At 34.5% G+C, this 11,721-nt stretch carries 11 protein-coding genes, 1 tRNA gene and 1 pseudogene; 11 read left to right on the top strand and 2 right to left on the bottom strand.

Features of this window, described 5'->3' with window-relative positions; genetic code table 11:
* Positions 1–97 precede the first annotated feature (97 nt).
* The 11 genes and pseudogenes from ACFIMK_RS09105 to ACFIMK_RS09055 all read left to right on the top strand — a co-directional run bounded on the left by ACFIMK_RS09105 (position 98) and on the right by ACFIMK_RS09055 (position 9,937).
* Positions 98–173: transfer RNA gene (locus ACFIMK_RS09105), tRNA-Lys, on the top strand.
* Between the two features lie 539 nt (positions 174–712).
* The gene (locus ACFIMK_RS09100) at positions 713–1,612 is read left to right on the top strand and encodes a septal ring lytic transglycosylase RlpA family protein (RefSeq protein ID WP_375610370.1); all 900 of its coding nucleotides are present in this window, start codon (positions 713–715) and stop codon (positions 1,610–1,612) included.
* A 1,089-nt stretch (positions 1,613–2,701) separates the two neighbouring features.
* Positions 2,702–3,865 (top strand): D-alanyl-D-alanine carboxypeptidase family protein, encoded by a 1,164-nt coding sequence (locus ACFIMK_RS09095; RefSeq protein WP_375628125.1) that lies wholly within the window; start codon positions 2,702–2,704, stop codon positions 3,863–3,865.
* 28 nt (positions 3,866–3,893) lie between these two features.
* Positions 3,894–4,538 (top strand): dTMP kinase, encoded by a 645-nt coding sequence (tmk, locus tag ACFIMK_RS09090; RefSeq protein WP_375613423.1) that lies wholly within the window; start codon positions 3,894–3,896, stop codon positions 4,536–4,538.
* Complete coding sequence (locus ACFIMK_RS09085; RefSeq protein WP_375638405.1) at positions 4,535–5,578, top strand: DNA polymerase III subunit delta'; 1,044 nt, start codon at positions 4,535–4,537, stop codon at positions 5,576–5,578. The genes tmk and ACFIMK_RS09085 overlap by 4 nt, the downstream gene beginning before the upstream one ends.
* 76 nt (positions 5,579–5,654) lie before the next feature.
* Positions 5,655–7,214 (top strand): methionine--tRNA ligase, encoded by a 1,560-nt coding sequence (gene metG, locus ACFIMK_RS09080; protein WP_375638404.1) that lies wholly within the window; start codon positions 5,655–5,657, stop codon positions 7,212–7,214.
* Entirely contained in the window at positions 7,204–7,977 is a 774-nt protein-coding gene (locus ACFIMK_RS09075) for a TatD family hydrolase (protein ID WP_375638403.1), read from the top strand. The genes metG and ACFIMK_RS09075 overlap by 11 nt, the downstream gene beginning before the upstream one ends.
* A 10-nt stretch (positions 7,978–7,987) precedes the next feature.
* A complete protein-coding gene (locus tag ACFIMK_RS09070; protein WP_375638402.1) occupies positions 7,988–8,797 on the top strand; it encodes an MBL fold metallo-hydrolase in 810 nt (269 codons plus the stop codon).
* A 109-nt stretch (positions 8,798–8,906) separates the two neighbouring features.
* A complete protein-coding gene (locus ACFIMK_RS09065; RefSeq protein ID WP_375606871.1) occupies positions 8,907–9,266 on the top strand; it encodes a hypothetical protein in 360 nt (119 codons plus the stop codon).
* Between the two features lie 56 nt (positions 9,267–9,322).
* Positions 9,323–9,451 (top strand): annotated as a pseudogene (locus ACFIMK_RS09060) (MBL fold metallo-hydrolase); the annotation flags it as partial.
* 123 nt (positions 9,452–9,574) lie between these two features.
* Positions 9,575–9,937 (top strand): hypothetical protein, encoded by a 363-nt coding sequence (locus ACFIMK_RS09055; RefSeq protein WP_375618144.1) that lies wholly within the window; start codon positions 9,575–9,577, stop codon positions 9,935–9,937.
* Positions 9,938–10,251: 314 nt separating this feature from the next.
* Here ACFIMK_RS09055 and ACFIMK_RS09050 read toward each other — a convergent pair whose 3' ends face one another.
* Both ACFIMK_RS09050 and ACFIMK_RS09045 read right to left on the bottom strand, forming a co-directional pair.
* A complete protein-coding gene (locus ACFIMK_RS09050) occupies positions 10,252–10,665 on the bottom strand; it encodes a DUF6163 family protein (protein ID WP_375611911.1) in 414 nt (137 codons plus the stop codon).
* On the bottom strand, positions 10,662–11,708 hold the full coding sequence (locus ACFIMK_RS09045) for an enoyl-CoA hydratase/isomerase family protein (protein ID WP_375638401.1): 1,047 nt from the start codon (positions 11,706–11,708) through the stop codon (positions 10,662–10,664). The genes ACFIMK_RS09050 and ACFIMK_RS09045 overlap by 4 nt, the downstream gene beginning before the upstream one ends.
* Positions 11,709–11,721: the final 13 nt, after the last annotated feature.

Here is an 11,721-nt window from a genome sequence, read left to right as displayed (position 1 = left end):
TGAAGAAAATAATAATATTTTTTCCAAAAGGTGTTGACCAAATGGAAAGTCAACCGTATGTTCCCTTCACTTTCTGCAAACTAGATAGCTTGTGTGAGAGCGCGTAGCTCAGCTGGTAGAGCAACTGACTTTTAATCAGTAGGTCCAGGGTTCGAATCCCTGCGCGCTCACCAAATTTAAGTAATATCAATAGGCTATAAAAAATTTAAGAATCTTTTTTGTTTTGATTCTTTTTGAAGTTTTTATCGATTCTATAGTCTGTCATTTTCTATCAGCTGTTTTTGGAATAGAGCGGTGCTATGCTGTCTCCATTTTCAACAAACTTACGGATAGGGTTGTACCTGCGTTGGCAGCACATGCGGTTTCTAATTTTCTCAATCCATAGGTGGTTTTTAATACCCACTGCATTACATGATTCGCAAAACAGTTGCTAAAATCACCACTTATTCACACTTATATTATGAAATGAATTTTCTATAAGATGTTGATTTGTTTAAATTTTAATCTTTTTAACATCTACTATAGTACATTTATTTTGTATGAAAACCATAAAAAGGTTAACAATACGTTAATTTCTTGATAGAAGGGGCCAATTCAAGAGTGGTATATGCGCGAGGGGAATCATTTAAAAACGTAAATTCTTCCGTTGCGTACAAAAAGCGTGACGTGGTTTTTACAAGTAGTACTTAACAGAAATAAGTGGACTGAATAGATGCCTTCAAATAGAAAAAAGAAAATTACTTTTATGATTAAACCAACACTTCAATTGTTTTCTATGATCGTCATTTCTCAGTCACTGGTATCTTGTTGCGCAAGCCAAACTATGAATTTTTCAATAAAAGATTCCTATCATAATAAACCAATTAACGTAAACACTTCTGTACTACCTCAACAAGTATCTAATAAGAAGAATCAATCGGAAGAAAAAAAGCGTGGACGAGCGATTGTTGGTAAACCTTATCAAATAAAAGGAAAGTGGTATTATCCTCAAAGTGATCCAACTTATAAACGTGTTGGCGAAGCATCATGGTATGGTTCAGATTTTCATGGACGTTTAACTGCCAACGGTGAAATTTATGACATGAATCTTTTGACTGCTGCTCATCCTACAATGCCTTTACCTAGCTATGCTCGTGTTACTAATTTGAAAAATGGGTCTTCAATCGTTGTTAGAGTGAATGATCGCGGACCTTTTATGAAAGACAGAATCATTGATTTATCAAGGCAAGCTGCGGCAATATTGGGGTATGTAGATAGGGGGGTCGCAGATGTTAAAGTAGAATATATTGCTGAAGCACCTGTTGGCTATTATGATGCTGCATATTTAATGTCCTCTTATACTCCTGGAAATGCTGCCCCATATTCATTAGCGTCGGAAAATGTTGCGAAAAAAAGAGAAACTGTTTTGTTAAAAGAGCAGCGCAATACAAGGAACAAAAAAGAATTAGCTAAAGCAGCTGCTGTTGAACAAGAACAACGTAATAAAACTGTTGCAGTTAAATTGCCAGAAATTGGTCCTATCATGGTTGATAAGCCGATACCATTCGATCAAGTTGCTTCTATAAATAAGCTAAACAAAAAAACAAAGGTTAATTGGCTACAACTGTTTTAAGAAAAAATGCATTGATTTTTTATCTATATAATTTTCTAGTAAAAAAGGTAAGAAATTACGGATTTAGTGTAGGATTTTTATCTTAAAGCGCTTTGTCCTTTTCAAAAAGCGTGGTTGGGTTCTATTATTATAAATTCAGTACGGCCTTTCCACTCCATTGCTGGTCTATTCGTCGTTTTATGATATTGCTTGCTTAATAAAGCGTGTACTTTTCTTGCTGTAATAGCTTTTGCTAGACGAAGGTAAATTATTGTGTCAGTCTGTTTGTGTAATCTCTAAAACAACTTGTACTCTCGATTTGAGAGGAATAAAAAGCTTAACAAGTAAAAAAATATTTTCTTTTGATTCGGCCTTGCATCTTTCTAAAGTATCTACGGTAATATCTTATGAAAAGATTATGCATTATCTCATGCTTTTGTTTATCATGTTCTTTAATGGAGTAAGTTCCCTCACGAAAAACAGAGCGTCTCAAACAAAATACACTTACATTGCCAATTCATGGACTTATTTAAAAGAGACATACTTTAACACGCTACAAGCCTATTTTGCGACAGCGCCTGTGAATGGTATAACTGTTAGCGCCTTTAGACATCAGCATCTTTACTCTTATGAAGATATAAATCGACACCATCATACACTTTGCAAGCCCCCAATGTTTTGTGCGATAATTCTTAACACTTGAGAGGTTTATAAGAAGTATTTTTACTCTCTTTTTTAATAATTTTTATCCATATACGAACCCTACTTATGACCCGTAAGTAAGCGATTTTTAATGAATTCAATATGAGAAGAGGGGATGAGAGAATCTTACAGTATTTTGAGTTAGCTTCAATTTTAAAATGATAATTTATCATAACAAATCAAAATACTATCAATAAAAATAGGAAAAAATCTTTTGTCTCTCATACATTTAAAATGTTAAATTGAACCTACATGGAAGATAAAAAACGTGTCATATTATTTTTTCTAAAGCTAAATGAAAATAAAATCTTTTTATGAGTTGTAAATAATTCCTCAATTTTCAGAAATCAAAAAGTTTTTTCCTATATAAGATTCTTTATGTTGATCTTTGGGATGGGAGGAGCAGCTATGTATACAGCATTAAGGATCTTATTGATATTATGGGGAGTATTGGCATTTGATACGTGGGGGAGAGCACAAGATTTTCAAACTCCCGCATCACAACTGTTATTACTCGATGATGATACAGAGACAATACTTTATGAAAAACAAAGTGATATTCCTTTTTTTCCTGCTTCATTAGTAAAATTGATGACAGCAGAAGTTGTATTTCATCAATTAAAAAAAGGATTATTAAAAAGTACGCAGAAATTCAAGGTCAGTGAAAATGCTTGGCGCAAAGGTGGAGCACCTTCCGGTACAACCACTATGTTTGCAAAGATAAAGACAGAAATCAGTGTTTCTGATCTTTTACGTGGTTTAATTATTGTGAATGGAAATGATGCTGCTATTATTCTTGCTGAAGGAATATCAGGACATGAAGATCATTTTGTAAAACTGATGAATCAGCGCGCAAAAATAATCGGATTATCTCAGAGTCATTTTGTTAATGCTACAGGGCTACCCGAAGAGGGACAATTTGTAACTGTGCGTGATATGATTATATTAGCACGTCATATTGTTCAGGAATATCCGGATTATTATGCACTTTATTGTGAGCCTCATTTTACATGGAATAATATTTTTCAACGTAATAAAAACCCTCTTATTTCTAAGGAAATTGGTGTAGAAGGATTTGGTTTTGGCTACAGTGAAAAAGAAGGTTTTTCAATGGTTGCCACCATTTCTAAAAATCATCGACGTCTTTTTTTAGCAATCAATGGTTTGCAAGATGGTAAAAAATATACAAAAGAAATAGAACGCATTCTTCAATGGGGGATGACGGCATTTGATCTCAAAACAATTTTCACAAAAGAAGAAACGGTTGGTCGTGCTTCTGTTTACGGTGGTAAGAAAAATTTTGTTCCACTCATTGTTAAAACACCAATAAGTTTTATGCTTTCGAATGAAAAAAAAGTAAATGTTAAAGCAAAAATTAAATATCATGGTCCATTGAAAGCCCCCATCGTTTCTGGGCAATCAGTTGGTGTTATTCAAATTTTAGAAGATAAAAAGATTCTTCTGGAAAAACCAGTTTTTGCCGGAATGAATATTCAGGAAGGAAGTTTCTTTGCAAAAGTAAAAAATGCATTCTATGAAATAACAATTGGATGGTTACGGAAATATTTGTAGTTACGCGCTAATAAGGTTAAGGTCATACGTGTCAGGTTATTTTATTACATTCGAAGGAGGGGAGGGGGTAGGAAAAACGGTGCAGATTTCTTTACTTGCTGAGTCTCTCTCTCACCAAGGTTATGATGTTGTTACAACACGAGAACCAGGAGGAACGCCAGGAGCAGAAGCAATCCGGCATATTTTGTTGTCGGGGCAGACGCAACAGTATGGACCGTTGATTGAAGCTGTTTTGTTTACAGCTGCACGCGCTGACCATTTTCATGAAGTTATTGCACCTTCTTTGCAAAAAGGTAAAATCGTTTTATGTGACCGCTTTATTGATTCTACACGCGTTTATCAAGGACTCAATAATAGAGTCAGTTCTTCTCTTCTTTCTGTTTTAGAGTGTATTGCGCTCAATGGTATTTTGCCTCATTTAACATTTTTATTAGATATGCCAGCAATGTGTGGTATGAAGCGTGCAAATTTACGAAGAAAAAAAACAGAAGAAATTGATTATTTTGAAAAAGATCAGTTGGAAATTCAAGAACAAAGACGTCAGGCTTTTCTTCAATTGGCCAAACAAGAACCCCATAGATTTCGAGTCATTGATGCCACTGGCTCAGTGGAAGCTATTGCTCATCAAATAAAAAATATTTGTCATCAGGTATTGTTGGATCAGCTTTCATGAGTAATTTAAATACCTTACACCAATATGATGATATTGATACAATTTTATCACCATCCCAGAACAATGTTATCTTTGGTCATGAGGATGTGCGTCATTTTTTGACACAAATGCTTAAAGAAGAGCGTTTGCATCATGCATTATTATTTGAAGGAGAATACGGGATTGGAAAGGCTACATTAGCCTTTCATCTTGCTTGGAACATTTTAAGTTTTCAACAGAGTTCTTTCTTGAAACCCGATCCTTATTCTACCCCATGGCGCCAAATTACACAAGGAAGTCACCCTGGTCTTTTGTATATTTCACGTCGATTTGATGTGAAAACACAAAAGTTTAAAACAGGAATACTCGTTGATGATATCCGTGATATTATGCATTTTTTAAGTCGAACATCGCAAGATAATGGATGGCGTATTGTTATTATTGATTCTGCAGATGATATGAATAGAAATGCAGCAAATGCAATTCTCAAAATACTTGAAGAACCACCTACAAAAACGTTATTTGTTATTATCGCACATTCTTCAGGAAAATTGCTTCCAACAATCCATTCACGGTGTCAAAAAATTTCTTTTCGTCCGTTGAATAACGATGAAATGAAAAAAGTTATTATACATATTTTCGCCGATCAGGATTTACCTGATGAAAAAACAATTGAAATGATTATTAAAAAATCTAAAGGAAGTCCTCGAAAAGCCGCTTTACTTATTTGCCATGGCGGTCTTGAAGTTATTAAAACAATTGATGCTCTCCTAGAGAAACCTGTTTGTAATGCAACGATTGTACATACTCTTGCACAAACATTTTCATCTGCTTCTTCTACATTCCAATTTCAACAATTTTGTGATGAAATTCTTAATAAAATTCAAAAAAAAGCTATCATGCTCGTTGAAAAGGGAGACTTATTTCTCTCAAAAAAATATGCGGAAAAATGGCAGGAGATTCATCAAGAAATAGAGGAAATACAACTGTTTAATCTCGATAAAAAGCAGTTTGTTATTAACTTACTTTTTAAAGTTCATAAGATCATTCATGAGAATTAGTTTTTCCGTGACAATGCGATGAACAAGCGTTATGTCATTATATCTTCTATTTATAGCGTTTTACAACGAGTATGACATGCGTGACACATATTACATAACAACTCCCATTTTTTATCCTAATGCTGCTCCACATATTGGACATGCTTATAGTGCCATTACAAGCGATGTTTTAGCCCGCTTTCAACGGTTAAACGGAAAAAATGTATTTTTTCTTTCTGGTACAGATGAGCATGGTCTCAAGATGCAACAAACCGCAGCTGCATTAGGCATGACACCTCAGCAACTTGCAGATCGTAATAGTGCGGTGTTTCAAAAAATGCTTGCAGTATTAAATTGTTCTAATGATGATTTTATCCGTACGACAGAAGAACGCCATTATCAAGCTTGTCAAGAAATTTGGAAAAAGATGGAAGCAAATGGCGATATTTATCTCGGTCGTTATACGGGGTGGTATTCGGTTCGCCAAGAAGCGTATTATGAAGAGAAAGATACAGAAGTTGGAGCAGACAACATCCGTCGCGAGAAGGAATTAGGCTCTCCAGTTGAATGGAATGAAGAAGAAAGTTATTTTTTTAGACTTTCTGGTTATGAAAAGGCTCTTCTTGAATATTATGAAAAATATCCTGATTTTATTTTGCCACTTGAGCGGCGTAATGAAATTATAAGTTTTATCAAATCGGGATTAAAAGATATCTCTATTTCACGCACAAGTTTTAACTGGGGAATTGCTGTTCCTGAGAATCCAAAGCACGTGATGTATGTCTGGGTTGATGCGCTTACAAATTATCTATCAGCAATAGGTTTTTTCAATGAAAATTCAAAAAAACGTGATTTTTGGCCTGCAAATACGCATATTATTGGTAAGGATATTATTCGTTTTCATGCAGTCTATTGGCCGGCATTTTTAATGTCTGCTGGAATTGAATTGCCTAAAAATATTTTTGCACATGGTTTTTTACTTAATCGTGGTGCAAAAATGTCAAAATCTATTGGAAATGTCGTTGATCCTTTTGAAATGGTTGATCATTATGGTCTTGATCAGGTCCGTTATTTCCTTCTCCGTGAAGTGCCATTCGGACAAGATGGTAGTTATAGTCATGAAAGCCTTGTGAACCGTATTAATGCTGATCTTGCTAACGATCTTGGTAATTTAGCACAGCGCTGTTTGTCTATGATTGCCAAAAATTGTAATGCACAAGTCCCGAAACCAGCTTTATTTTTAGCTCAAGATAAACAGCTTTTAGAACAATCTCTTCAAGTACTTGAAACTGTACACCAAGCTATGTCTTCTTATAGTATGCATTTAGCACTTTCAGCTATTTTTTCAATTGTAGCAGATGCCAATCGCTATTTTGCCAACGAACAACCTTGGAGTTTACGTAAAAACGATCGAGAACGATTTTCTACAGTTCTTTATATAACTGTAGAAATCTTGCGGAGAATAGGAATTATGCTTTTGCCTTTCATACCCCAATCAGCAACGAAACTTCTTGATAGCCTTGCGGTTGCTGAAGATGATCGGTTATTGTATCATATAAGTCATTCAAAAATTCAAGAAGGGCTTGATCTTCCACCACCAGAACCAATTTTTCCTCGTTATATCTTGAAGAAAGAAGACACTCATCATGTTGATTGATACACATTGTCATCTTGATTTTGAAGACTTTTCACAAGATTTGGATAATGTTATCCAACGGGCTTTAGATGCTGACGTTAAACGTATGATAACAATTTCAACCCATGTTCATAAGTTAGATAAACTGTTAGCCATTGCGCAAAGCTATGATCAAGTCTTTTGTTCCGTTGGAACACACCCCAATCACGCGCATGAAGAACAAAATATTACAGCGGAAGAGCTTATACAGCTCTCGAATCATCCTAAAATTGTTGCGTTTGGGGAAGGGGGCCTTGATTATCATTATGATTACTCTACACCAGAAGAGCAAAAGAAAGTTTTTCAAGAACATATCATTGCTTCTCGAGAAACACAGATTCCTCTTGTTATACATTCACGCAATGCCGATATCGATATGGAGAAAATATTACGTGAACAGATAAAAGAAGGAGCTTTTCCCTTTATCCTTCATTGTTATTCGTCTGGAATGCAACTTGCTCGTGCTGGAATTGAACTTGGTGGTTATATTTCTTTTTCGGGTATTCTTACTTTTAAAAACGCACTTGAAATCCGTGAAATAGCAAAAATTGTGCCCCATGAGCATTTGTTAGTGGAAACAGATGCTCCATTTTTAGCACCTAGTCCCCATCGGGGCAAAACAAATGAACCATCTTTTGTATGTTATACAGCAGCTGTTTTGGCTGAAACAATTGGCTTAAGCATTGAAGAAACAGCTCAAATAACAACGCGTAATGCTTTTCGTTTATTTAGCAAAATGAAATAAGGCAAAAGATATGTGTGATCAATACCGATTTACAATATTAGGTTGTGGTCCTTCTCCAGGAGTGCCAAGACCTAATGGTGATTGGGGAACATGTGATCCGAATAACCCTAAAAATAAACGCTACAGAAGTTCTTTATTAGTTGAACGTATTAAACCTTCAGGAGGCAAAACAACGATCGTTATTGATACAGGTCCAGATTTTCGCTCACAAATGATCGATGCGCGTGTAAGCCATCTTGATGCTGCTCTTTACACGCATTCTCATGCAGACCATATCCACGGTATTGATGATTTACGCAGCTATGCACTTGCACAAAAATGTTTAATAGATATCTATGCCGACAGATTTACACTAGAGCATCTCAAAAGTGCTTTCGGATATTGTTTTCAAACTCCAAAAGATTCATCTTATTCTCCCATTTTAAAAGAGCATCTTATCAATGAAGATAGCCAATTTATTATTCAGGGGCAGGGCGGAGAAATAAGCGTCAATACACATTTACAACACCACGGAAACATTCATTCCTTAGGTTTTCGGATTGGGAACGTTGCCTATTGTACGGATGTTAGTGAATTTCCTGAAAAAACATTATCCAAATTAATGGGTTTGGATGTTCTCATCATCGAAGCCCTTCAATTTAAATCTCACCCAAGTCATTTTTCTGTTGATCAAGCATTACAATGGATAAAATATTTAAAGCCAAAACAAGCAATACTCACACATATGGATAGATCGCTGGATTATAATGCAGTCGTAAATTACGTTCCATCCTATGTAAAACCTGCGTATCAGGGCCTTACTTTCGAAACAACTGCATAAGCTTATTCATACAATATTTTACGTTAAATAAAGTTTTTTGAAGATTATCCTTTATTTTGTTTTATTTTTGACATAAATATCACTTTTTTATGTTTAAAATGAGGTTTTTATGTATAAGAATTTTAAGCGGGGTGTATGTATTGCCGTTTTAGCAGTTTCCTTGACAGCATGTGGGGGGCGTTTAGAAAAAAATATTGCAACGACAACATTACATGATGGATCAATGAGTTGCACCGATATTCAACGGGAGTTTTTTGCTAATAAACGACAGATTAATGATACAATTAGAGAGCGTTCTACAGCAAGAAATAAAAATGTAGCTTTAGCAGCGGCAGGTGTTGTATTTTTACCTGCTCTGTTTTTTATGGATCCTAAATCCAGTGAAAGCAATGAAATTTCGGCTTTAAATAATCGTAATGCTGTTTTGAGTGATCTTGCACGTATGAAACGTTGTAAAATAGTACAGTAATTTTTCTTATTTATCATATGTAATTTCATTTTTTGGTCTTTAAGGAATATACCTTAAAGACCAAATCGAAATTAATGGATTTGGATGTTCTCATCATTGAAGCTCTACTCACACATAATTACAATGTGGTCGTAAATTACGTCCCATCCTATGTAAAACCTGCATATCAAGGTCTTACTTTTTAAACAGATGCGTGAACTTATTAACGAAATATATTTTTGTTGATAGTATATTTGTTAAAATTTTAATCTTACTTTTGCTCTATTTAAATCTCATTAAAAACATTTTGTGTTAAAAGTGAGGTTTTTATGTATAAAGAAAATTTTAAATGGGGTGTATGTATTGTCGTTTTAGCGTTTTTTTTGACAGCATGTGGGGGGCGTTTAGAAAAAAATATTCCAGTTACCACATTACATGATGGAACAATGAGTTGTTCTGATATTCAACGGGAATTTTTTGCTAATAAGCGCCAAATCGATGCTACAATTAGAGAGCGTTATAAAGCAAGAAATAAAAATGCGGCTTTAGCAGCAACAAGTCTTGTATTTCTTCCTGCTTTGTTTTTTATAGATCCTAAATCCAGTGAAAGTAATGAAATTTCAGCTTTAAATAACCGTAATGCTGTTTTGAGTGATCTTGCACGTACGAAACGTTGTCAAATAGCACAATAATTTTTCTTAGTTTTATTATACGTAATTTCATTATCACTATCACTATTTTTGGTCTTTAAGGAATGTACTTTAAAGACCAAATTTTATTTTAAAAGTAAATTGTATGATATAAATATGATGATGTTTTAAAGGAGGGTTTTCTTTTTGGATAAAGGATTTATCTTCTGCATCATATTATCGCATAATATATATTATGGAACTTTATGGAGAAGTATAGCTAGCATCAGCGTTTTGAGGAACGAAGCTTTAAAATGAGCTACTTAAGTTAGCTAAGATCGAAAATCGAGCCTGTTATTCTGGCTCGAAAATTTCAATCACAATGTTTTTTTATTTTTTACTCTTTTAAAAAAAATAATTACAATTTGTAGTACTATAAAAGCTAAAAACAATATTCCATGAAATAATGGTACAAATGGCTGATAAATAAAATCGGAATAATATATTGTTATTGCTTCAATCAATGCTGCAATACACCACACAATAATACCCCATAGTGAATACATCCAAAGTCCAACTAAGGCAATAGGATAGAGAATAGCCAATATAGCTGATGCAAATTGCCACTGCCAAGGCATAAGATCAAAACGCCATAGAATACCTGGAAAAACACCAACAAGGCGTATCCAATAACAAATACCTAGAACTAAGCAAATAAGTGCCAAAAACCGTAAGTAACAGTTATAGATTAAATTGATTTTTGAAATCTGTTTGTGAGAATTATTTTTCACAATAATAACTCTTGTTCAACAGGTTGGAAGTAAGAATCTACCATTTCATCTGTCACATTTGAAAGTTTATCTGGTTGCCATTGAGGTCTTTTATCCTTATCGATTAACATAGCACGTATACCTTCATAAAAATCATGTGAATGAATCATATGATACGCTATGCGGTTTTCAATTTTCATACAATCTTCCAACGTTTGAGATGAATTTTGTTTCATTTGTTTCCAGATAACTTTTAAACTTGTCGGAGAACGTGACTGCAAAATATCATAACATTCTTTAGCAAATAAAACATCTTCATTGCTTTTTTTATGTAGCAACTCGAGACATTCTTCTAAGGTATGGGCACTAAAACAAGTGTTAATAATACAACGTATTTCATGACTTGTTTCATAGTCTTTTGTAATTGTTCGCTCGTTTAAAGCTAAAGTAGGATCTCCTTGCTCAATAACAGCTTTTCTAATCATATCGAATTCAGTTTCAGCAACGGCGTGTGTTGCTAATCCTAAATTTAAGCAATCTCCCCACTTTATACGTGCGCCCGTTAATGCAAGATAGATACCAAAATGATTGGGAAGAGATGGTAAAAAAAAACTTGCACCTACATCTGGGAAAAATCCAATCGCACCTTCTGGCATAGCAAAAACTGTATTTTCTGTAACAATTCGATGCGAGCCATAGAGAGAAATACCTACCCCTCCTCCCATCCAAATACCGTTTAAGAAAGAAATGTAGGGCTTTGAAAAATGTTTGATATAAGCATTTAAACTATATTCATTTCTAAAGTATTGACAAGCAGCAGCACTTTTCCCCATATGATAGATTTCTACAACATCTCCACCAGCACAAAAAGCACGCCCTTCCCCTTCAATTAAGACACAAGAAACATTATCATCTGTTTCCCATGTTCTGAGAGCTTTTTTTAAAGCTGAAACCATTCGTTGATTAAGAGCGTTTAATGCTGAAGGACGTGTGAGCTTTATAATACCAGCACGCCCTTCTTTCGTAAAAGAAATATCATCATCTGCTCCAAAATTAATTTGCATCTCACACCCTTCT

This window comes from Bartonella sp. AP280QHHD (genome assembly GCF_042196125.1).
Classification (GTDB): domain Bacteria; phylum Pseudomonadota; class Alphaproteobacteria; order Rhizobiales; family Rhizobiaceae; genus Bartonella.
Note: the sequence above shows the minus strand (reverse complement) of the source record. Positions and strands in the feature narration are given on the sequence as shown.

Excerpts from the sequence above, each read along its gene's own strand:
- ACFIMK_RS09100 (WP_375610370.1), top strand. The coding sequence starts at position 713 with ATGCCTTCAAATAGAAAAAAGAAAATTACTTTTATGATTAAACCAACA.
- ACFIMK_RS09095 (WP_375628125.1), top strand. The coding sequence starts at position 2,702 with ATGTATACAGCATTAAGGATCTTATTGATATTATGGGGAGTATTGGCA.
- ACFIMK_RS09085 (WP_375638405.1), top strand. The coding sequence starts at position 4,535 with ATGAGTAATTTAAATACCTTACACCAATATGATGATATTGATACAATT.
- metG (WP_375638404.1), top strand. The coding sequence starts at position 5,655 with ATGCGTGACACATATTACATAACAACTCCCATTTTTTATCCTAATGCT.
- ACFIMK_RS09075 (WP_375638403.1), top strand. The coding sequence starts at position 7,204 with ATGTTGATTGATACACATTGTCATCTTGATTTTGAAGACTTTTCACAA.
- ACFIMK_RS09070 (WP_375638402.1), top strand. The coding sequence starts at position 7,988 with ATGTGTGATCAATACCGATTTACAATATTAGGTTGTGGTCCTTCTCCA.
- ACFIMK_RS09065 (WP_375606871.1), top strand. The coding sequence starts at position 8,907 with ATGTATAAGAATTTTAAGCGGGGTGTATGTATTGCCGTTTTAGCAGTT.
- ACFIMK_RS09055 (WP_375618144.1), top strand. The coding sequence starts at position 9,575 with ATGTATAAAGAAAATTTTAAATGGGGTGTATGTATTGTCGTTTTAGCG.
- ACFIMK_RS09045 (WP_375638401.1), bottom strand. The coding sequence starts at position 11,708 with ATGCAAATTAATTTTGGAGCAGATGATGATATTTCTTTTACGAAAGAA.